General features: G+C 45.7%; 19 protein-coding genes, 3 pseudogenes and 1 riboswitch. Of the genes and pseudogenes, 11 read left to right on the top strand and 11 right to left on the bottom strand.

Going from position 1 to position 22488, the window contains the following annotated elements; translation table 11 throughout:
• From NDI34_RS23600 to NDI34_RS23590, 3 genes and pseudogenes are all read left to right on the top strand, one after another.
• Positions 1 to 106: pseudogene (locus NDI34_RS23600) on the top strand (IS630 family transposase); the annotation flags it as partial.
• A 32-nt stretch (positions 107 to 138) separates the two neighbouring features.
• Positions 139 to 963, top strand: a pseudogene (locus NDI34_RS23595) (AAA family ATPase); the annotation flags it as partial.
• Complete coding sequence (locus NDI34_RS23590; RefSeq protein WP_348234019.1) at positions 960 to 2159, top strand: restriction endonuclease; 1200 nt, start codon at positions 960 to 962, stop codon at positions 2157 to 2159. The pseudogene NDI34_RS23595 and the gene NDI34_RS23590, both read left to right, overlap by 4 nt.
• 108 nt (positions 2160 to 2267) lie before the next feature.
• On the opposite strand, the gene NDI34_RS23585 is transcribed toward NDI34_RS23590, so the two are convergent.
• On the bottom strand, positions 2268 to 2471 hold the full coding sequence (locus tag NDI34_RS23585; protein ID WP_190432363.1) for a hypothetical protein: 204 nt from the start codon (positions 2469 to 2471) through the stop codon (positions 2268 to 2270).
• 138 nt (positions 2472 to 2609) lie between these two features.
• Positions 2610 to 3722, bottom strand: a complete 1113-nt coding sequence (locus tag NDI34_RS23580) for an acyltransferase family protein (protein WP_348234018.1) — start codon at positions 3720 to 3722, stop codon at positions 2610 to 2612.
• 147 nt (positions 3723 to 3869) lie between these two features.
• On the opposite strand from NDI34_RS23580, the gene NDI34_RS23575 reads away from it, so the two are divergent.
• The 5 genes from NDI34_RS23575 to sipA all read left to right on the top strand — a co-directional run bounded on the left by NDI34_RS23575 (position 3870) and on the right by sipA (position 7954).
• Positions 3870 to 4043: a hypothetical protein gene (locus NDI34_RS23575; RefSeq protein ID WP_348234017.1), complete on the top strand. Its 174-nt coding sequence runs from the start codon at positions 3870 to 3872 to the stop codon at positions 4041 to 4043.
• 142 nt (positions 4044 to 4185) lie between these two features.
• Entirely contained in the window at positions 4186 to 4623 is a 438-nt protein-coding gene (locus NDI34_RS23570) for a nucleoside deaminase (RefSeq protein ID WP_348234016.1), read from the top strand.
• Between the two features lie 680 nt (positions 4624 to 5303).
• Complete coding sequence (locus NDI34_RS23565; protein ID WP_348234015.1) at positions 5304 to 6020, top strand: hypothetical protein; 717 nt, start codon at positions 5304 to 5306, stop codon at positions 6018 to 6020.
• Positions 6021 to 6317: 297 nt separating this feature from the next.
• Positions 6318 to 6453: riboswitch (cobalamin riboswitch) on the top strand.
• Between the two features lie 42 nt (positions 6454 to 6495).
• A complete protein-coding gene (locus tag NDI34_RS23560; RefSeq protein ID WP_190984775.1) occupies positions 6496 to 7536 on the top strand; it encodes a sirohydrochlorin chelatase in 1041 nt (346 codons plus the stop codon).
• 109 nt (positions 7537 to 7645) lie between these two features.
• Positions 7646 to 7954 (top strand): regulatory protein SipA, encoded by a 309-nt coding sequence (sipA, locus tag NDI34_RS23555; RefSeq protein ID WP_348234014.1) that lies wholly within the window; start codon positions 7646 to 7648, stop codon positions 7952 to 7954.
• Between the two features lie 90 nt (positions 7955 to 8044).
• Here sipA and NDI34_RS23550 read toward each other — a convergent pair whose 3' ends face one another.
• The 7 genes from NDI34_RS23550 to NDI34_RS23520 all read right to left on the bottom strand — a co-directional run bounded on the left by NDI34_RS23550 (position 8045) and on the right by NDI34_RS23520 (position 16809).
• The gene (locus tag NDI34_RS23550; protein ID WP_348234013.1) at positions 8045 to 8893 is read right to left on the bottom strand and encodes a hypothetical protein; all 849 of its coding nucleotides are present in this window, start codon (positions 8891 to 8893) and stop codon (positions 8045 to 8047) included.
• A gap of 277 nt (positions 8894 to 9170) precedes the next feature.
• The gene (locus tag NDI34_RS23545; protein ID WP_348234020.1) at positions 9171 to 10055 is read right to left on the bottom strand and encodes a lysophospholipid acyltransferase family protein; all 885 of its coding nucleotides are present in this window, start codon (positions 10053 to 10055) and stop codon (positions 9171 to 9173) included.
• 305 nt (positions 10056 to 10360) lie between these two features.
• On the bottom strand, positions 10361 to 11368 hold the full coding sequence (locus tag NDI34_RS23540) for an endonuclease/exonuclease/phosphatase family protein (RefSeq protein WP_190536780.1): 1008 nt from the start codon (positions 11366 to 11368) through the stop codon (positions 10361 to 10363).
• Between the two features lie 85 nt (positions 11369 to 11453).
• Positions 11454 to 13223, bottom strand: coding sequence for a pentapeptide repeat-containing protein (locus NDI34_RS23535; RefSeq protein WP_190432378.1), 1770 nt, complete (start codon positions 13221 to 13223; stop codon positions 11454 to 11456).
• Positions 13224 to 13334: 111 nt separating this feature from the next.
• Positions 13335 to 14810 (bottom strand): hypothetical protein, encoded by a 1476-nt coding sequence (locus tag NDI34_RS23530; RefSeq protein WP_242037722.1) that lies wholly within the window; start codon positions 14808 to 14810, stop codon positions 13335 to 13337.
• 108 nt (positions 14811 to 14918) lie between these two features.
• Positions 14919 to 15701 (bottom strand): TIGR03943 family protein, encoded by a 783-nt coding sequence (locus NDI34_RS23525; protein ID WP_190411676.1) that lies wholly within the window; start codon positions 15699 to 15701, stop codon positions 14919 to 14921.
• 94 nt (positions 15702 to 15795) lie between these two features.
• On the bottom strand, positions 15796 to 16809 hold the full coding sequence (locus NDI34_RS23520; protein ID WP_190411675.1) for a permease: 1014 nt from the start codon (positions 16807 to 16809) through the stop codon (positions 15796 to 15798).
• 282 nt (positions 16810 to 17091) lie between these two features.
• On the opposite strand from NDI34_RS23520, the gene NDI34_RS23515 reads away from it, so the two are divergent.
• The 3 genes from NDI34_RS23515 (at position 17092) to NDI34_RS23505 (ending at position 21608) form a co-directional block, all read left to right on the top strand.
• Positions 17092 to 18183, top strand: coding sequence for a diguanylate cyclase (locus tag NDI34_RS23515; protein WP_190432387.1), 1092 nt, complete (start codon positions 17092 to 17094; stop codon positions 18181 to 18183).
• A 259-nt stretch (positions 18184 to 18442) separates the two neighbouring features.
• On the top strand, positions 18443 to 19984 hold the full coding sequence (locus NDI34_RS23510) for an ATP-binding protein (protein ID WP_348234012.1): 1542 nt from the start codon (positions 18443 to 18445) through the stop codon (positions 19982 to 19984).
• A 130-nt stretch (positions 19985 to 20114) separates the two neighbouring features.
• On the top strand, positions 20115 to 21608 hold the full coding sequence (locus NDI34_RS23505; RefSeq protein ID WP_348234011.1) for a HAMP domain-containing sensor histidine kinase: 1494 nt from the start codon (positions 20115 to 20117) through the stop codon (positions 21606 to 21608).
• 49 nt (positions 21609 to 21657) lie between these two features.
• Here the strand turns inward: NDI34_RS23505 and NDI34_RS23500 are convergent, their stop codons facing one another.
• Both NDI34_RS23500 and NDI34_RS23495 read right to left on the bottom strand, forming a co-directional pair.
• Positions 21658 to 22269, bottom strand: coding sequence for a L,D-transpeptidase family protein (locus NDI34_RS23500; RefSeq protein ID WP_190411671.1), 612 nt, complete (start codon positions 22267 to 22269; stop codon positions 21658 to 21660).
• Positions 22270 to 22387: 118 nt separating this feature from the next.
• Positions 22388 to 22488 (bottom strand): annotated as a pseudogene (locus NDI34_RS23495) (IS5/IS1182 family transposase); the annotation flags it as partial.

The raw sequence follows: 22488 nt of genomic DNA, 5'->3' as shown, positions 1-22488 counted from the left end.
TGAATGGATAGAGATAGAGGCTTATCGGGACTGGAAAAGTTTAGTAAAGTATGTCAAAAATGTGCTAAAAAAAGTCGGAACCGAATATGTAATTAATTTTGCTTAAGCACTTATCAATATTTAAATGGTGTTAATAATGAATATTTATTAAATCAGTTTACTGAAGATACAGCTATTGAAGAAGTAGAAATAAAAAGATGGATACGCGCCATTGAACGCAAGAAGCAAGCCATTTTCTATGGTTCACCTGGAACTGGAAAAACTTTCATAACTCAAAAAATTGCCCAATACTTAATCGGCGGAGGTTATGGTTTCTCGGAACTTGTACAATTTCATCCTGCGTATACCTATGAAGACTTCATTCAAGGTATCCGTCCACAAAGTCAAGATGGGCAATTGAAATATTCGCTAGTTCCAGGTCGCTTTCTGGAATTTTGTAAAAAGGCAGAGTCTTGTCAAGGTCTCTGTGTTCTTATTATCGATGAAATTAACCGTGCGAACCTGGCTCAAGTTTTTGGAGAATTAATGTATTTGCTAGAATATCGTGACAAAGAAATTCCCCTTGCTGGTGGTAATACCTTTCGCATTCCCCTTAATGTCCGTATCATTGGCACAATGAACACCGCAGATCGTTCTATTGCTTTAGTAGATCATGCACTACGCCGCCGATTTGCATTCATCGAACTCCGCCCAAATTATGAGGTACTACGGCGATATCACGAAAAGAAAACGAGTTTTAATGTGGATAAATTAATTGACGTGCTGAAGCGATTGAATAACGCGATCGCAGACAAACACTACGAAATCGGGATATCTTTCTTTTTGACAGAAAAGCTGCCTGAAGATATAGAAAGTATTTGGCTTATGGAAATAGAGCCGTATCTTGAAGAGTATTTCTTTGACAACCTGAAAAAAGTGGATGAGTTTCGCTGGGATAAACTTAAGCAAGAGTTATCACTATGAACCCAGCACAACCAAGAATTATCGAACTGACTGAATACGAAGTGAAGCCGTTAGCGTCTGAAGAGATGCCTCATTCAGTAGCAGTGGAATTGTGCCAGAAGTATGAAAAACAAGTAGATGTAAACTTTCCCAACTTTAAAACAGCTCACAAATGGCAACTCAAAGCTAAAGGATGGGTGGGATACATTCCTTTAACCACTGACCTTGGCATTAAGCTACAGCCAAAGGTGACAATAAAAAATCTCTTTGGTATGTTGGAATATGCCTACCAGTTAAAGAGTTTTCGCTTTATTGATGGGCTGATTGATTGCGAATTTATAGAGGATTTTTTTAGTCAATTTGCTCATGTTTTAGCACAGAAAATTTTAGATCGTGGACGAAAAGGTTTTTACCGCACATACTTACCAAAAACCGGAAATCTGACGTATGTTCGGGGACGATTGGATGTGCGGCAAACTATCCAGAAACCTTGGGATGTCAAACTTAAATGTCACTATGAAGAACACACTGCTGATATTGAAGAAAATCAGATTCTTGCTTGGACACTTTTTATTATTGGTCGGAGTGGGTTGTGTTCAGAAAGAGTGTTGCCAAAGGTACGACAAGCTTATCACTCGCTCCAGGGAAGTATAACGCTTAAATCCTATAGCGCAGAAGATTGTATTGGGCGACGTTATAACCGTTTAAATGAAGATTATCGATTATTACACGCCCTATGTCGGTTCTTTCTAGACAACTCTGGGGCAACCCATGAAAGGGGCGATCGCACGATGTTACCCTTTTTAGTTGATATGGCGAAACTGTATGAACTGTTCGTTGCTGAATGGCTCAAGGAAAACACGCCATTAGGTTTTGTCCTCAAGCAGCAATATCCAGTAACAATTGGTCAAAATCAGCGGTGTCCTATTGACCTGATACTAAGCGATCGCTCGACTGGTGCAATACGTTATGTGCTGGATACAAAATATAAAGCGCCTGACAAAGTGGAGATCGCTGATATTCACCAGATGAGAAGCTATGCGATGGCGACCAAGTGTAACGAAGCGGTTTTGATCTACCCGAAACGCTTGAATGAAGTGCTGGACTCCCAAAATGATGAATTTCGGCTCCGCAGCCTAACCTTCTCCTTAGATGGCGATCTCGATCAAGCAGGTCAGAAATTCTTACAAGATTTACTTGCTGACAACCTCTCCTGATTCCTCTTAAGACTTCCTTCGGGCTATACAGCGTCTTCGCAGTTTGTTTTTTGAGCGCTCGCAAAGCGTATGCCGTTTCTTAGCAGCTTTTTGACCAATATCTTCGATTCATTCCCCTAGTTTTAGCAAACCATGACGGACACCATAAAATAGCCGATTGAGCATGGTTTGTTCTTCTTCATCCAGCCAATCTTTAGTGAGCAGGACAGTTTGCAGCTGGTACTGGTTCACAGGAGTAATCCGGCGGGAGACGAATATCTGAGCAACTAGATCCTCGATAGTCACTTGGGTCGGAAAAAACTCAGATGTCATGGTCAGATCAAGAATTTGATATCTCTACTCTCAGCTTTTTCCGAACCATCCCCAGTGATGCAAGCTAGAAAAAATTGTGACAACACCTTAAAAACTAAGTGATCCCGGTCATTTCTGGAGTCATGAGGAAGTGCTGTCTCAGATTTTCAAAAACCACTTTTGGCGATACATTGCGTACAGAATCGCCCACCAGAACAACAATGTCACGATGGCGAACAATAAAGAGGCGTTCATCGCTCCCGCCCAAGACACAAAGGCATTCTCATAGATCCAGTTATAAGTAGTTGGGGCGGTTTCGCCGGTTCCGACGTGGGTTTTAGCTAGGATTTTAATCAGCAGAACTGAGGCGACAAACGCGAAGATAGCGTTTAACCCCATAACTTCAAACGGCTTCCCCCAGCGGCGGAACTTCCGCACTTCCATCACTTCATAACAAGCTGCCAGCAACAGCAACGCCCAACCAGTTGTGAAAAGCACAAAAGAACTCGTCCACAGTTTCTTGTTGATGGGAAACGTTAACCCCCACACCCATCCAGCGGCTAGGCAAGCAATGCCAAACAAGACCAAGCCGATACTGGTGCGCGACTGTACTGGTTGGGTGCGTATCCAGTCAACCGTAAAGTAGCCGGTGAGGACGGTGACAACCGCGGGAAGAGTGCTGAAAAGACCTTCAGGATCTCCCATTGAGTTGAAATTATCTCCCTTATACAGATGCGCTGTGCCAACGATCAGGCGGTCAATATAAGCGCCAAAATTCCCTTCCCGCGTTAAGACACCAGCTCCATAATCGGGAACCGGGATCAAAGACATCGCTATCCAGTACCCAATGAGTAGCAGTGCTGCTAGTACCCACTGTCCTTTGCGTGGCACGTTAAGAACGATTAGAGCAGCCAGCAGGTAGGCAAGGCTAATCCGCTGCAAGACGCCCATGATGCGGATGGAGCTGAAGTCATAATTCCAGAAGCCGTTCAGCAGCAAACCAAGAATAAAAAGAATCGCCGCTCGGCGTAAAATTTGTCTATAAACATCGGCAGTAGGGCGGTTCCCTTCCGCGTATTTGGAAAGGGAAAAGGTCATTGCCCCGCCAACAATAAATAGAAAGAAGGGAAATACCAAGTCTGCCAAGGTGCAGCCGTGCCATTCTGCGTGTTGCAGGAAAGGATAAACTTGGTCGGCAACTCCCGCCTGATTAACTAAAATCATTCCCGCAATGGCAATACCTCGAAACACATCGAGCGAAGTCAAGCGCATAGTAGAGTTTCCAGAAGCAAGACATTAATAAATAACAGGGTGATAGGCATCACTCTATCGAACGAAGACGTTCATCTTGTCGCTTAGGTTAACATCACGGGGAAGGAAATCAAAATAATTCCCGATTAATTAAAGAGTTGTAGGAGCGTGATGCTAGCTCTAGCCGTTCAAGCTTATACTAGGGTCACGAAACTGCTCGATAAAATTTTGGTATCGCGAATTACTCGTACTGACCCGCAACAACTAAGCGCGGCGTTGTTGCAGGCTTTCTTGAAGGAAGTCGAACATATTCTGATTGACGGAATACTTTACTGTGGTTGATATAGACTGCTAATGTTTAAAAATAAAGCAATTGTTTTTTAGCATTTTATTCAGTTGGTTTAAGGATGATAATTTATAGCCTTACCTTAAAATAGGATAAGATAAGGCTTATCCAAAAAGATTTTTTTGTCGCAGGAGTTGGATGAAAATAGAAAAGTTTATGAAGATAGCCTTGGAAGAAGCAAAGCTAGGAGATGCTCCCTACGGTGCAGTAATTGTTAAAGATAATCAAGTAATTATTAAAGCGCACAATACTGTGGAAACGGATAATGACCCAACTGCCCATGCAGAACTTAACGCGATTCGTTGTTTAAAAAAAGAAATGAAAAATCCTTCTTTAGAAGGTTATACCTTGTACACAACTTGCGAACCGTGCCCAATGTGTACAACAGCTTGTATATGGGCAGGGATATCTGAAATTATATTTGGAGCTTCCATTCAAGACTTAATTGAGGCTGGTGTTCCCCAGCTTGACTTATCTAGCGAAGAAATTATTAAAAAAGGGTCTAAGAGAATAAAAGTGAGCAAAGGAATTCTCAAAGAAGAAGCTCTACAATTATTCAATCATTCATGCGGCTAGGTTTATTGGGTAAAGGCAGCTTAGCCGAGGTGTGAAAATTGTTGTGACACGCTTACCCACTGATGATACCCCTTAAAAAGGGGACTTTGAGTGGTTCGGTTCCTTCCTCTTTAAGCTTCCCTAAGGCAGGGTGGTTTCATTTATTAAAAGAAAATTATGTAGCGTTGATTTTGGTTGGCGGTAGGGGCTTTTTGATTGCCATGCCCCTACAAAATGTCGCAATGCCTCGATATTTTCTAAGGGTTGTATGAAACCACCCTGCTTTTTAAACTTCCTTAGGGGGAGCGGATACTCTCGGATATTAGGAGGGACATCCTCTTCCGCAGGATTTCGTTAACGTGCCACTTCAGCGGCAATTAAAGGTAAAACTTCCGGTTTTCTAAACCTTAATTCAGCTCATTTAGAAAGCATATCAATTGGCAAACCCTCTTCTGTCCTTGCGAAGGTAACAGAAGAGGGTTCGCTGTGGAAAATAAAGAAAAATTAAATGGGGTGGTTCCGTCTAGGAGGAAGCGTTTCCGAAGAACCGATATTTCTTTTAAAGTCAATTCGTATTTTCCCTGAAATAAAGATGTAAAAATTATTAAATTTACAATTATATTAATTTGACTTTATTATAACTTTATTTAAATAAACGTATTCTGGTTTTAGTGAGCAAAGCATCTACAAAATAACAAGTCATGAAAAAGCTTTTGATGTTGGTAGCGATCGCGCTGTTTGTTCCATTCTTTGCCCAGCGCTCCGAAGCCACCACGATGCTTAAGGTGTCGCAAGAATCTAAACCAGGTTTGGGTGACTTTGATAGTAATATTTTGGGGTTTGTTGAAGCTTTTAGCACAAATAAAACAGCAGCCAATTACTACCAGTATAGCAAAGGTTATAATTCATCCTTTAGTAACCCAGTCCTGAGTTTAACCGCTAAGCAATCTCACCTTTTTTTTGTAGATGCTATTGATGGTCTATCACTGTTCATCGTTCATTCTAAGCCGGGTAATCTAACAGGTGGAGCAGCTAAAATGAGCTTTAACTTGTTGGGAGATACGGCTGAATTAAAAATTGTAGACGATTTAGGTGAGGCAACTGCAAATTCCACTGGCACCGTCTTTACTTCAAATCAGAGTTGGGGAGCTTGTTGCACTGATGGTTTAGCCATTGGTTCGCTTGACAGCAATTGGGAAATGTTGGTGCAATTCACTGCGCCGCCTAGAGAGTTGAACAGCTGGCAAGTGTATTCTTCATCAACCTCGGCAAATATTTCACTCTCGATGCAAACAGGGCGTCGAGTAAAATTAAACGTTGCACCCGTATCTACACCCGAGCCTTCAAGCATGACTTCCTTAGTTTTTGCCGGGTTAGCACTGGCTGTGCATCGTCGCACTCAGGGCGGTATTTTGTAATGGATAATTTGTATTTTTTATCAGACTTCTAGGTATGGGGTTATCTTTATCTTTATACAGTCAGCAATGGTTTGGATTGATAAGGTTCTATAAGCTACAAAAAACGGGAGCATCCCGCTTTTGTAAAAAAGCCACAAACGGTCAATCAATTCTAGAGTTGCCCGATCGAGCGTCAAACTTGCGAATGATACTCGATAAAGTGGGGAAAATTTTCCTTCAGTTTTGATGGGGCATCAAAAACTGGCATCTGGAGAGTCTTGGGAATACCCCCTCCCCCTGGATTTTGAGCTGCGACCGGATCGGCTAAGATATCAAGGCACACGTAAAGGGTAACAACGTGGGGAAACGCCGGTGCAAATCCGGGGCTGTGCGGCAGCTGTAAACGAGGTGACTCTCGGAAGCCAGAATGCCTACTTAGTACTACCTTCATACAGTCTAACTTCCTGCCTTGCACGGGAAAGGAGCAATCAAATTGATGCCTAGTATAAATTCAACCGATCTGATGGGACTGCAATCCCCTACTCCCCAGTCGATTCAATTGCCGCCGCTACCTTTGCGTCGTCCGTTGTTGATGGTTGGTCATGGCACCAAAGATGAGGATGGACGGCAGAGTCTTCTAGATTTTGCCGATGCGTATCAAGCGTTAGACCCGTCGCGTCCTGTTTTACCTTGTTTTCTAGAACTCACTACCCCCACGATACAGGAGGGGGTGGATCGCTGTGTAGAAGAGGGTTACACGGAACTCTCTGTATTGCCGATTTTGCTATTTGCAGCTCGACACAATAAGTTTGATGTTACGAATGAGTTAGACCGGGCAAGGGTTAGACATCCCCAGGTGAAGTTTTACTATGGGCGTCATTTTGGGATTACGCCAGGGATTTTGGATTTGTGGCGATCGCGTCTTTCGGAATTAGACCAACCCCAGTACAATCGCTCAGAAACGGTTCTGCTCTTTGTCGGTCGGGGTTCCAGCGATCCTGATGCGAACAGCGATGTTTATAAGCTTGCCCGGATTCTGTGGGAAGGTAGCGGCTACGCCACCGTTGAAACTTGCTTTATTGGCATTACCCATCCCCGTCTGGAAGAAGGGTTCCGCCGTGCTAGACTCTACGAGCCTAAACGCATTATCGTCCTACCGTACTTCCTATTTACCGGCGTCTTAGTTAAGAAGATTTTCGACATCACGGCGCAACAACAGGAGCAATACCCGGATATTTCCATGACTTGCCTACCAGAAATGGGCATTCACCCTCAGTTGTTGTCTGTATTAAGAGAACGAGAAATTGAGACGCAGTTGGGGCAAGTGCAAATGAATTGCGAAATGTGCAAATTCAGGATAGCAGCCAATAGCAACAGTAACGGGCACACTCCCGCCCACGATCATTCTCATCATGGGCATGGACATGGGCATGGGCATGGGCATGGGCACGGGCATGGTCACGATCATGCTCACCCTGCTGAAGATCCATACAGAAATGTAGAGCAATATCACCAAAAGATTTGGCAAGCGCCTTGAATATTTGATAAGTAGTCATTAGTCAGTTGTTATTAGTCATTGGTGTCACTCGCAAAGAACTTAGAACTAATGACTACTGACACCCAACTACTTCATTACCTAAAAACTGATGTCTAAAGAATTTGTAATTGGTGAGCGAGTCCGTGTGGTAACGTTGCCGCCTTACGTTAAAACAGCGGAACCGATGCCGATGCTGCGTCCTCCTGATGTGATTCAGCTTGGGGAAGAGGGGGTCGTTGTTGACCGGCGTCCAGGGGGATATTGGAGCGTCCGCTTTGCCAGAGGAGTTTTTTTGCTGGATAGCCAGTTTATAGAGTCCGTGCAGGCGATCGCTGATACCGAATCAGGGACAGAGGCAACTGATGTGCGATCGCACAACGTATCGCTGGAGCAAAAATATATCGTTGATCCCAGCTGAGTCAGAGGCGATCGCGTGTCTTCAAAGCAAGGCGTTCGCCTAGCGCTGACTTGTCAGTTCGCACCTCAACAATCGCTAACCCCGATTAAATTACTTCCGCTTTTTCTGGTTTTTCTTGCGTGACTCCTTGGACATCTTTTTTTTAGACTTGGCTTTGGGATCGCTCTTGCCAGGGCGAAAGCCTTTTGCTTCCTGAGAAATTGATGAACCCGTGAAGCCAGGATCGCTGACCCCCTTTCTTTGAAAGCTCTGGTTAAATTCTTTCTTCGGTAATTCTTCAAGCGACTTCAAGCCCAATCCCACCTGCACATCATCCCAGTCTCCTACCAAGAAACGATCCACGGTATCAGCAGCAAAGACACGCTCTATCAGCGGCGCGGACTCTACCGCCTTCAGATCGACCAGGGAACCTATGAGAAAGCTATTCAATTCTGAGCCGTTTTCTGCAAACGATTCCAGTTGATGGGTGAGAATCGCAACACACTCAGGATGAGCCTCAGGATGATCGATTGCAATGTCTTCCAGACAGTTAAGAGCCGTTGTGCGGGGGAATATCGCCTGAGAGGTATCCGCTAGATAAGCCGCCAGAGCCGGAATCGCGGCTTGCCCGATCATGCTATAGACTAATGGCAGTTCTTCGGCAATCCATTCCCAATAGTTGCTTTCCTCTTTCTCAAACAAGCCCATGAGCGGCTCAATGCCAGCCTCAGCGCGGAGTTGGCCCAATGCTCTCCAGGCATGAATGGGCGCCCAGGATTCGAGCGTGTCTTCATCATCCCGGTATAACTCGTTGTCTGTTGCCATGCGGATCAAGTTAGGAATGTCCGTGGGGGCAATACCGAGTTCCAGATAGTCAGGCCAATTGTCAAAGTCCATCTCGGCGCAATTGCCATAGGTGAGCAGCTGGTTTACTGGTGGTGGATAACTCTCTATGCTCATCTCAACCCCTTTGTTTTCATCTCGATTGCTTCTCCCTAGATTCACTTGAGCTTTGGCACCCTCAAGTCCTCATCTCTATCACGATACCGAGGATGAATCAATATAGATAATTAGTCGCGGGATAGCGAAGCAACGTTACTCTCAAGCGTGCTTCGCCTTCATTAATTCACCGCTACTAGGTGAAAAAGTGAGTTGGGAGGGGAAGATCCCCGGTCCGATCGCCCTCTTGTATTCTTTTCTCTGGCTTCTTCGCAGTTGGTTTAGTTCCTGTGCCTTTTTAGGGTGCGGATGATTGCCTCGCGCTAACTTCTAGAACTAAACGGTCTAGTGCAAGTTGCATCTGGGTACAAACTTTTTCATAGCAAGCATTCACATAAGCGCGATCGCTCGCTGCTGCACGACCATAGCGTTCAAACACAATTGGGGCTAGGACGCGGGTATGAATTTGCACTGGTAGCGGAAAATTCGGGATCGGGCCAATTGCCACTCCCCAAGGCAACCCTAAATAAAGTGGAAATACACCCGTCTCAGCATCTAACTTCCAGGGAAAGCCCCATTCATGCAGTTGTCGCACTTGCTGGTAGAAATCGGCTAGAACAATCAGCGTCTCGTGGGCACCATGAGAAATAATCGGTACAATTGGCGCTTCTTCCCGCAGTGCCAGTTTGATAAATCCCTTACGCCCTGCTAGATGAATTTGATAACGCTGGTTGTAAGGACGAAACATATCTTCAGCCCCGCCAGGATAGACGAGTACGGCAGCACCTCGCTGGAGGGCGCTGATCGCTACTTTCGGATGCGCGATCAGCGCCCCTACCTGGGCAGCTGGCACCGCGAAGATAGGAGTTTTCCAAGCTGACGGATGCATGAGTCCATAAGCTAAGCGTTCGTAGCCAAACCGGCGGAACCAGTCATACAAAAACATCGAAGTATCGGGCGAAGCCAAACCTCCATTATGGGAACCGACAACCAGCACCTTCCCTTCGGGGGGCATATGATGCCAGCCATCCGTTTGAACCCGAAAATAGTGGCGGTAGAACCATTCCCATACCGGCATCCAAGCTTTAATCACATCGGGATTTCGCTCTTCTAGCGACCAACCATCAAACTGATGACCGGCGGTTTTGCCGTCACTGCCTCTGCTACCCGTAGAAACATTAATATTGTCAAACAATGGTTCTTAACCACCCGAAACTCATAAATTGCGTTCTTTAGGATAATCTGCTGCCGAGTCTATTGGCAAACATTTTCCCTTTTTCTAGCGATCGTTTCCCAATCTTTTTCGGTTGAGGCTCGATCCCCAAACCCTGATTAACAAAAGGGGCAAATTTCCTCCCTTTTAAGGGGCTAGGGAAGGGATTTCTAAGGAGCGAACACCACTAAGGGGACGTATTGCATTACTTGCGCTCTCAGTTTACCTATCTTGCCCTCATTTCTACCTTTTGTGTTGTTTGCGCCTGGAGTGGTTCATTTCTTTTCTGGAATTACCAAGTCTGCAATTAAAGGTCGGTGGTCTGAACCAACATTCGGCCCAGTGCGAATATTCTTGACTTTAATTTCTGGACTGATTAAACAATGATCGATAGGAATGGATAAAGCAAAAGAGAAACGTGGGAGAGTTTGAGAATAAGAAGCTTTCATAGGCCAACTCGGTAGAATTCCAAATCCTTTCTGGGCATTATGCAGCCCAGTTTTATTGATAAATCTTTTGTAATAAGGAGACCACATAGTTATATTTAAATCCCCAACCATTACAACTGGGGTTTTCAATTTTTGTATATATTGGCTGATTTTGTCTAGCTGTTGATTCCGAGAATGAAAGAAGGTAGGTTTGACGGGCGGTAGCGGATGAGTGGCAATCAGGGTAATCAATTGTCCGTTCATCGTAAAGTTGCCAACAATACTATTATTTTTATCTGTCCCAAAAAGATTGATAGAAGCGTTGGTGAGAGGCTGCTTGCTATAAACGGCGATACCTAGATTATAAGGATTAGGTTTTTTGATGGAGTAGGGAAGAATATCAAGAACAGAATCTAATTGTTTTATCCAAGCGTCGTTAACTTCTAAAAAGACAGCAATTTCTGGTTTTTCTTTTCTAACGACAGATAATATTTTTGAATAGCTTTTATTTTGCGTATTCAGATTTGAGCTTAAAATTCGGATAGATTCAATATTATTCCCCGGTTTTGGCGATAGAGAAATATACCAAGGGAGTATCTCGGCCAAAAGTAGAGAAATACAAAATAGGCTAATCAAGATTAAGAGTTTTTTGCGAGTCAGTAAGAGTAAGGCAAATAACACTAACCCTACAATGAGATATTGCAGTTTAAAGTGAGAAAGCTGTTCTAAAAAGATATTCCAGCCAACTAAGCTAAGCAAAGAAAGCAGCGTTATCCCCAAAATCCCCAAGAATAATAAATAGGGAATTAGCTTGATGAAGAGATGGTTGTGGGAATTTTTATTCAGCGATCGCATACACAGTGTTACCAGCGCCTACCTTGAGCGTACCAGGTTGAACGCGGGTGGGAAAGCTAGAGCTGTCTCATCTACATAGACAACTCTATTTTTGCGGAAGGTGGGGCCAAATGAGCGCGATCGCTAACCGGAGTGACTCCCCCACCATTGAAAAACGCACCGTTTCATCCGCCGTCTTCTCCCACTGCAACAACTGCTTTTGGAACGTCTGGTCTTGCTTTGCTCGCTTTACCAGCGCCTGACTAATCATTGTCTTTTGGATTTCTTCGGTCGAGATCCCCTCGTTCTTCAGGAAATTCAACAACCGCTGCACGCTTTCGACCAACTGCTCTGGCGCTTGGGAGAGGATAATCAGTTGGATCTGTTTCACCACCTCTTGATAAATCCGCAGCCGATAATCGGGTGGAGGCGACGGTAGTAACGGTGGCGGTGGCGGTGGCGGTACCTTCAGCGTTACAGGTGGATTTTCTGGGCGAACCTTGATTTCCAGCAGATCCAAGATCGCTTGTCGCTTAGACTCCACCAACTGGAGCATCTCCGGGTAGATCTGCAAAACTCGTTGAGACAGAGTTTTCGCATTCACAAAATGACTCGACGCCAGTTTTAGCAGATACTGCTCCTCCTGGGGTTGGTAAGACTTAATACTGAGTTGCAAGTCAGGAGAATCGAGTTGCACCTGAGCCAAAGTAAACACTAGCGCTTCCCAATTCGGAGCTTCTTTCAAAAAAACTTCTATGGTAGTGGCACCCTCCGCACCCTCCGCGTCCCCGGTGCTATCGTCCTTGCCAAATTCCCCCGGCTCAAAATCCCGACCGATTGGAAAGCGCTCAGTCGGTTTTTTAGTCGCGTAATTAAACCGGGTAAAAACATAACGGCACTCCACCTTAGAAAGATCGACATCCTCAAGATGCCAGTTGCTGATGCAACAGCCGGTCAGTTGCGCTTGGTCGAGATTGGTGCGAATCAGATGACTTTCTAGAAGATAGGCGTCGCCCAAATTTGCCTCGGACATCGTGCAGTCGCCCAGGTATGCCCCGCTCAAATCAGCTTTCCGCAGATCCGCCCCGCGTAAATTTGCCTCGCTCAGGTCGGCACGTAACAAATACACATCCTGCAAGATCGCTCGCAGTAAATAAGCTTTTCGCAAACTGGCTTTGAGTAAATACGCTCCCGTTAAATTTACCCGACTCAAGTCAGCACTATTGAGAATCGCCTCGCTCAAATCGGCACCGATGAGAATTGACCGATGCAAGTCTGCCTCAGTCAAATTTGCCGCCCGCAAGTAGGCGGAACTGAGGTCGGCTTCCGTCAAGTTGGTGCCGACTAAAATTGCATCTCGTAAATTCGCAGCTTCTAGATGCGCTTCCCGAAGATTTGCACTGCTGAGGTTTGCGCCAACCAAGCTAGCGCGACGGAGATTTGCCTCCATCAACTCGGCTTCGATTAACTGAGTGCCGTTGAGTTTGGCATTTTCGAGATTGATTTGATCCAGCTTCGCCCTACGCAAGTCAGCACCGCTCAAGTCGGCTTCTTGAAGCACCGCCCAGTTGAGGTCGGCGTCTTGGAGAGTGGCTAAACGCAAGTCCACTTTCACCATCCGAGCGCGACTCAAAATTGCCTGGTTAAGATTGGCACCTGTGAGGTTGACACTCCGCATATCGGCTTGGCGCAGACAAGCACCAATCAGCTTGGATTGGTTCAGAGAAGCCCAACTGAGGTTGGCACCGCTCAAGTTCGCTCCGGTTAAGTTTATATCGCGGAGATTGACCCCGCCGAGGCTGGCTCCACTGAGGTCTACATAGGAAAAATCGCGTTCTCCTTGTCGGTACCGATCGAGGAAGTTATGTATTTGCACACCCTTGAAGGATAAAAATTATTAAATTTTAAAAATAAAAAATTTAAAAGGCAAAATTTTTAGGGATTTCCTTCTTTATTTTGCCTTTTAAATGAGTAAAACTTGGCTCTTTTATGGTACCCAGCGCGGATGAAATCCAGCGAAAGGCAGCGCCTCTGGTTGGAGCTGGGCTTGGGGTTGTGCAGCTTCTGGCTGGCTCAGGGGAAGCAGCCAAAGGCGACTGGTCGCGATCGCTTGTCCTTCACTGGTTCTCAAACTGTCTGCCGCGGTTGCCGTCTCGTTGGTCACAACTTGGTCGAACAGCAGCGCTAACCCATCCGGTGCCAGACTCATCTGAATATCCCGCTGGGTGGGCAGGAGCAACAGCGGCTCGATCGCCTTTGCATCCAGAGTCCCTTTCTCTGTCTGGAGGTCAATTTCCGCAATGTAAGGCTGTTCTTGGTACTCTTCTCCTGGCAGTAACTGAGTCAGCAGGCAGTAGAGCGTTTCCTTATAAGGAGCAAACTGACAGTTGAGGATTGAGCCATTTGTTCGCAGCAGTTCTTTCTGTGCGCCTTGGTTGGTGACTAAAAAGAGCGATCGCGTGTAATCTGTATTAAATTTCACCATCGCTGCTGCCGAGCCATCTCTGGCAAAATCCAGCGCCATCCCAAACTTGGGCAGAAAATCTAGCGGTTTGGCTCCTGGTGTCAGGGGCAGAATCGCGATGCCCTCTCCCTGAGCGCTTGCCACCGAGGCACTATCCGGCGCAATCAAAAAATCCCCCCCCGGTTGGTTATTCAGCGGTTGCGGCGGTGCATTCGGTCGGACTACCCACAAGCCAAATTCGGCTGGATTTTGGCTGTTCACCCGCTGAACAACAATCGTTTGCCCATCCGCCGCTAAGTCAAATTTGAGATTCTGGTAATTTTTATTATCTAAAACCAGATTCATTCTGCCTGGGGGATCGAGATCCTTTTCAGATTTTCCTTTGGTTTTGTAATGGAGTCCGGTACTGACGGTGTACAGTTGTTGTGCCAATACACCGGGTTGGTTATTCGTTGCGTCGGTGGCAGAAAACAAAACCTTGTCGCCATCTGGATACACCTTAAAGTCCATCACCACGAGGTCTTTAGGCGTCAGAACGGTTTTTTTGTTTTGGGTGAGGTTATAGAGGATTAACTGTCCCTGTTCTTCTTTCTCAACGCCCAGGTAGATAAAAGCGCGATCGCGGGTGCGAAACTGACTCGTAAACGGCTGAATTGCCCTTCCTGTTTTTCCTTGAGTCCCCAAGCGCTCTCGCGCCCCCTGTAATTCCACCTTATAGTCAGTGTCATAGGATGCTGGGGAAGTGAGGGTATAAGACATCTTCCGCCCCGCCCAACTGAATTTACCCCCCAAAGGTGGAGCGATTCGCAGATTTGCTTCCACGCTGCTGTGTTCCATCGGGCGGCTAAAGGTGAGGATAAAGGAAGTATCCTCAACACCTATTTTTTCTCCCTGCCAGTTGAAATCCCGCACGCGAGGCCCGGTGACTAAAAAACAGTTCGTGCCGCAGGCATCGCCACCCCACACGACTAGCCCAATCACCACGCTTAGCACCAGCATTAGCGCTAGCGCTAGACGGTCAACAGGTTGCCCCCATTTTCGATTTTCGATTTTTGATTTTCGATTTATCACTGCCTTCGTCCTCGCCAATCTAAAATCTAAAATCGTCTAATAATCATACGGGTTCTTCGGTGCTTCTATTTTTTTGAGGGAGTTTGCCTTGATGGTGAGTTGGCGTTTGTTTTCTAGAGTTTCAGTGATCATCTCACCTTCAACTTCTAACCAAGTATCAGGGGCATAAGCTGTCCGGTTTTCAGTGAGTTTCACTGGCAGTCCCACGGGATAAGCATCTGCGGCACAGCAGGTAATCACAAATTGCGAAATTAACAGATATTGCTCAGAGAGTTTTGGTGGATGGACAACAAATCCCTTTACTTTAACTTTTTGACCCGTGTAGGTATCGGGTTCTGGATTGAAGTTGAGCGTCCGCACCCAGTCCATGAGCGATCGCTCTTCCGGTCTTGTTGAAGAGCGAAATGATTGGGGTTGCACTCGTGTCAAGGTCAAAGAATCGGTAATTCCCCGATCGAGCGCTGTGCTTGAGTTAAAGGCGCGGGGGGCAACCAATAAACCAGCGATTGCCGTCAACAGTAACAATACACTGCTCCAACCAGGAGGAAATAGGGTGATGTGCTGAAGAACTGCCACCGACCGCTTTTCCTTCCGGTTATTTAATATTTTCCCAATCAGTTGCATGGCGCTCAATGCCGCCATAATTAACAAGCAGATGGCAGTGACAACAACATATTTAAAGTAATCTTTGTGAATCAGCAGGTATAACTGACCCGTGAACCAATATTTCAGGAGCAAGGCTCCCCAAGCCGTTAGTGCTAGGACATCCAAGCCGGGAATTATAAATTTTTGAGAAATAATTTTTGGTTGATTGGTCATTGGTAAGGGTACGAATCGCTAATTTAAGACGGGTTGATTGTGAATCGTTCTAGGAATCTGTTTTCCCTGAGCCAATTGCAACTCACCACTCATCTTAGAAAAAGTACGTATACAGGAGAGTCATTATAAAAGTCAGCTGAGCTGCAAGACCAAATAGGTAAAACACAGCTCTGGGTTTGAAAATGGATAACATCAAACCGATGCCTTTGAGGTCAATCATGGGGCCAAATACCAGAAAGGCTAACAAGGAGCCGCTGGTAAATGTTGTGGCAAAGGAAAGGGCAAAAAAGGAATCGACCGTTGAACAAATGGACACGAGAGCCGCTAATCCCATCATCGCAAGGATGGAGGTGATTGGTCCCTGACCCAAGCTGAGGATCAGTTCGCGGGGAGCGAGTACCTGAATCGCCGCTGCGATCGCGCTTCCCAAAATTAACACGCCTCCCAATTCCCGCAGCTCTTGCACTGTATTATCAAGGAACATCCGCAGCTTGAAAGGCAGGGGTTTTGACGTAATCGATTGACCCATCATCCCACCGCCGGAGACGCCAACGGCGCTCATTATCGGTTGCGGTTGTCCCAGCCAAAACGTGCCGGATTTTAACAAGGTGGGAGTATCGTCTTCCCGTGCCCCTTGAGTTTGCATCTGAGGTATGGCGCAAGCGATCGCGGGTTGCAGTAACGGCTTCAGATTAGATTGAACGCTGAAAACCGAGGCAATAATTGTCGCGATCGATAAAGAAAATACCACCCGCAACACGACAATTTCTGGCTGATCTCGAAACGCTACCCAGGTTGACCAGATGACGATCGGATTAATGGTCGGTGCCGCTAGCAAAAACCCAACTGCCACAGGTGCAGGCACTCCCTGCATCAGCAACCGTCGCGCCACCGGCACGTTGCCGCACTCACACACCGGAAACAAAAAGCCCGCACAACTGCCGACAAATGCCCCCAAAATGGGGTTTTTCGGCATGGCAGAAATCAGCTTGCCCTCATCAATCCACAACAGGAGCAAACCGGAGAGCAATACCCCCAGTAGTAAGAAAGGCATTGCCTCTACCAGCAAACTCAAAAACAAGGTGAAAGCGTTGTGCAGTTGATTCATGCTTTGGATCGTGAGAAGCCTTTTTTAGCTTTATGAGGTTGCCAAGACATTTTAGCGGTTATTACTACTCATCACTAGGGCTGATGAATGTGCTAGTGGACGAACCCGATTACCAAAAGTTGCTCGCTTTCTCCCTTATCTATCGGTTGCTTTACCGTAAATTTACGGAGTTTACCGAACCTTTGTAGTTTGTAACACGGACGATTGCTAGTGAAAATGCTATCCTAAGCTTGAAGTATACTCAAGCTTCCATTGCTGCGTTTTCATGCAGCGGGGTACCCTGTGCTGAACGCATTTTTATCACTTCCTTTGTCATCCAATCGAAGCCAGCAAGACTTGTGTTTAGAGTCCACGCTGCGATCGCTATCGCTTCACGATTGTCAGATTGAATATCATCAACTTGGTTGGGAAGTAACTCAGACTCTTAAAGCCAATCCGCTACTCCCAGGCGTCATCTTGATGAAGCAGGGTCAATTCGCTGGGATGATTTCGCGGCGGCGATTTTTGGAATACATGAGCCGTCCCTACGGATTGGAACTCTTTTCCAAACGTCCCATTGAATGTTTATATCGTTCTGCCGAAACGGAAACTTTGATTCTGAACGGCGATACGTTAATTGTGGCGGCGGCGCGTCACTCTTTGCAACGAGCGGCTGAGTTACTTTATGAACCGATTGTGGTGGAGGTCGCGCCGCAAGTTTATCGATTATTAGATGTACATGAATTACTGATTGCTCAGTCGCAAATTCACGAATTAGCAACTGAACTGCTCACTCAACTTTATACTCATCTGGAAGCAGCAAACCAACAATTGCTGCGCCTTGCCACTTCTGATGGTTTGACTGGGGTTGCTAACCGACACCGTTTTGATAGCTATCTCGATTCCTGTTGGCACCAGATGCAGGCGAGTAATTCAGCATTATCGCTGATCTTGTGCGATGTTGATTTCTTCAAAAAGTACAACGATACCTACGGTCATCAAGCGGGTGATGACACTTTGCGACAGGTAGCGGGTGCCATCCAGCAAGCAGTGCAGCGACCGGAAGATTTAGTGGCACGCTATGGGGGCGAAGAATTTGCCGTGATTTTGCCGCACACATCGCTAGAGGGTGCCCTTCAGGTCGCAGAACACATCAGACTGACCGTGAAAGCCTTGAAGATAGCCCATGCTTGCTCAGAAAGCGATTACATCACCTTAAGTTTAGGTGTTGCTACGATCTTTCCTAGCTCAACGTTTATGCCTGCAATGCTGATTGCAGCAGCGGACAAAAAGCTTTATCAGGCAAAACAGACAGGACGAGATAAGGCTGAAGGCCATCTGCTTTGCGTACCGCGCGATCGCTCATCCGTTTTTGAGCCATCTGCAACTTCTTGAATACAAATTATTCCGCTTTAGATAAATATATAGAGTTGTTTTAGTTTAGTAAAAAGTGTAAATTATTGTATTTTTATAACAATTAAAAAACCTCTTGAGCCGTCATTTTTTAACCAAAGGTTAATCAAATCTTTAAATCATATTTAAAGTTAAACTAAGGTTTTAGCTGTAAAATTTATAACTTAAATCAGTAGAATGTGGGGATAAAGTAAATTTTGCATCTCCCTATACAGCGAATAAGAACTGATTGAGGTAATTTATGATGGCTTGGCAAGAATCTCCGCCGGAATTATCAGTTCTTCCTCTGTCCCAGATAAAGAACCTCAATTTAGAGTCAACCCTTCAAGAGCTTCCCCTATACGATTTTCAGATAGAAGCCTCTGGTCTGGGGCAGGAAGTTAACAAAGAATTTGAAGGAAATGCGCTGCTACCAGGGGTCATTTTAACGATAGAAAGTCAGTTTGCGGGAATGATTTCGCGGCGACGATTTTTAGAACAAATGAGCCGTCCTTATGGACTAGAATTATTTTTAAAACGACCCTTACAATCTTTATATCAATTCGCCAGTACCCATGTTTTGAAACTTTCTGGCAATACGTTAATTGTAGCGGCGGCAAAGCAGTCTTTGCAACGACCTCCTGAGCTACTCTATGAACCGATTGTGGTAGAGTTAGCGCCAGGAATTTACCGATTACTAGATGTACATCAATTATTGGTGGCACAGTCAAAAATTCATGAACTCACAACCGAGTTGCTCAACGAGCAAACCAAAGCTCAGATGCTGCAAACCGAAAAAATGGCGAGTTTGGGACGGACGGTTGCTGAGGTTGCCCATGAGATTAGAAACCCCATTAACTGCATTAATGGGAATTTTGGTTTTGTAGAAACTTATTACAAAAATTTAATCGGTTTATTGGCAGCTTATGAAAAAGCCGAAACTTTGAATACAATCGAAGAATTGAAAGAGGAAATTGAATATGATTTTCTTCTAGAAGATTTGCCTAAGTTGATAGGAAGTATGAAGCTGAGTGCGGAACGATTAACAAAAATCGTTGGCAGTCTGCGAAACTTTTCTCATATGGATGAAACCAAGAGACAGCCTGCTGACTTACACGAATGTATTGAAAGTACCTTATTAATTTTAAATAATCCCATCAAGCAGGGGATTCAAGTAATTAAAAATTATGGTGATTTACCACTGGTGAATTGCTACTCAGGTCAACTGAGTCAGGTATTTATGAATATCATTAGTAATGCGATTGATGCACTCAAAGATCAAGTCGCTAATGGGTCGGATTGGCAACCCCAGATAGAGATTACGACGAAAGTTTTAGAAATCCAAGATTCTCAATGGGTAGTAATCCGGATTGCGGATAATGGGCCGGGAATTCCACCAGAAATTCAGGATCGGATTTTTGAGACGTTCTTTACTACAAAGCCGGTGGGCAAGGGAACGGGATTGGGATTGGCAATTAGTTATCAAATTGTTACTGAGAAACACGGGGGTCATTTATCGGTGCGATCGCGTAGTGTATGTCCAGAGGATTGCTCGCCTTTGGCGTATCCTCCTCCTAGCACCGCCTCCCATAATGGTTCCGTAGTTGAAGCGTTGTCGGTGCCCGTAGCTTCCGCCGTAGGAATAGGAATCGCAGATTCCTATCCCCGGCAAGACAGAATCTATAGTGCGGCTAGCGGATGCGAGGCACCAGCAGCGGCACAGTTGCTAGCTAATTCCAGGGAGATAGAAGATTCACAACCAAGGATGGGCACAGAATTCGAGATCCGATTGCCACTCGGTTAAGGCGCTTGTTCACAATTTTTCTGGAAAATAGTAGCAGAAATTAACCTCAAGGGCAGGTGGAAAACTGCTGAAAATGGTAGTCTATGGTCATAGCTGATTCCAGCTTCACTGCTGCATTTGTGGGCGTTGTGTGTCGGTACCAAACGGATTTATATCACTTCCGTCCTTGTCCCAAGGGAGCGATCGCGACCTCTCTATAGAGTCAACTCTTGGGGAATTGCCGCTGTACAACTTTCTGGTAAAACCCATCTGTCTGGGTGTGGATATTGCCCGGATTTTTGAGAAGCATCCTCTACTGCCAGGAGCCATCTTAGTCGAACAGGGTCAGTTTGCCGGGATGATTTCGCGGCGGCGGCTTTTGGAGTACCTGATCCGTCCTCATCGACTAGAGCTGTTTTTGCACAAACCGCTGCACATCCTCTACAAGTACGCCCACTCTGAGGTTTTAATCCTTCCCGATAGTACGCCGATTTTGACAGCAACCCAGCAGGCGCTGCGGCGATCGCCTGAATTTTTGGCAGAACCTGTCGTAGTGCAAGTGGGAGAATCTGAGTATCGGCTGTTAGATGTTCAGGATTTGAATGTTGTTTCTTGGCAAATCCGGGGAATCGAAGCTCAGGTGCGATATGAACGCACCCAAGCTCAGATGATTCAAAGTGAGAAAATGGCAAGCTTAGGGCGCTTAGTGGACGGAGTTGCTCACGAAATTTTAGACCCGGTTGGCTTTATTTGGGGGAACTTAACGTATGTCTCAACTTACACTGAAAACTTGATAGAATTGCTGTCTACTTATGAGACATATTTGCCGCAGATTCCTGAAGAAATTGCGGCTCTGAAAGAAGACATAGAATTTGATTTTGTACAACAAGACTTACCTCGCTCAATTTCCAGCATCCGAGCCGGAGCAGAACGATTGAAAAAGCTCGTGATGAGTCTGCAAAACTTCTGCCATATTGATGATGTTTATCCCAAGCCTGCCGATTTGCACGCTTGTTTAGATAGTATTGTTTTGCTTTTAAAAAGTCGTGTAAACAGCGAAATTGAAATTATCAGAAATTATGGTCATTTGCCGCCGGTACAATGCTACGCGGGTCAATTGAATCAGGTTTTCATGAATATCCTGACGAATGCGATTGATGCATTGATTAATCAAGCAGTCGTTCAGCAGTTTACTCAAGATTTTCAAGGAACATTGCCCCCGAATATTCAAGAGAAACCTCGGATCGAAATCACGACTGAGGTTTGTTCGCACAAGGCAAGTCAGACAGGAATTTCTGATTCGCGGTGGGTTTCCATTCGCATTGCCGATAATGGCCCTGGGATGTCTCCTGAAGTACAGCAGCAAATTCTTGAGTCTTTTTCTGTAGAGAAACGCTCTGCTAAAGAGACGAGTTTATCGGTAAGTTATCAGATTGTGACGGCGAAGCACGGTGGAAAATTAAGAATGCGATCGCGTAGTGTATGCCGTTTGGGCGACTCGCTTAGTGTATGTCCTGAGGATTACTCGCGCAGTGGATGCCCAGAGAGCGGATCTCCTCAGGGGTATGCCACTCCTAGCAATTCCAGCAGAGAACCTAAACCAGGCATTGGCACCGAATTTGAGATTTTGTTGCCTTTGGTTTAATTAAAAATTAACAAGCCGCTGTATTTTTAATTTGGCAACTTTCAGGACTCTAAGGCTCTACTTTTACAGGAGTTCCGATGTTGACCTGTGCATACAAAGCCAAAATATCCTGATTACGCATCCGGACGCAGCCGTGAGAAACTGCCTGTCCCACCAGTTTTTCCTGGGGGGTGCCATGAAACCCGATAAAATTGCGTCCGTCTGTCCAAAAAGCAATCCACCTGGCTCCTAAAGGATTATCTGCACCTGGAGGAACGACTTTTCCATTCCAAGGATGCTGCCAAGCTGGATTGCGTAGCATTTGCGTCACCTTAAACGTGCCTGTAGGCGTCTCCCAGCCCTTTTTCCCGACTGCGATAGGATAACTTGCTTTCACCTGATTGTCTCGGTAGACATAGACGCGGCGATCGCTTAATTTAATCACCAAATGAGTATCGGGCGTGGTACTCGCCGGGGAGAGTTCCTCCAAAGGTAGATAGAGAGAGGGTGCCCCCAGCGGAGGCAATTGGGGTTCCGAAGGCAATTCAATCGTTGTTGCCTGTCTGGTAGTTGCCATTTCTGTTGGCACTGAAGCACCAGATGGCTGCCGAACGCCCAGCAATAGAATGGCTGCGAAGTACAGCACCTTGAAGCTTCCAGACGGTAATTTACCCCTGAGCATTCCTGTCCTCTCTTTTCCCTGGTCAACGACTCTTATCGAATTATTATCTGAGATCAAAACAATAAATCGCACAGAGCTGACTGACTTATTTAAAATTGACTTTTCTTAGGGCGTGTCATCAATTCAACCAGATGACCGTAGCAGCGAGGTGAATCGCACCGAGAAAGTTAACCGCACGCTTGTCGTAGCGCGTTGCAATCGCTCGATACTGCTTGAGTT

Origin of the sequence: Trichocoleus sp. DQ-U1, assembly GCF_039961925.1 — a bacterium.
GTDB lineage: Bacteria > Cyanobacteriota > Cyanobacteriia > Cyanobacteriales > FACHB-T130 > FACHB-T130.
Note: the sequence above shows the minus strand (reverse complement) of the source record. Positions and strands in the feature narration are given on the sequence as shown.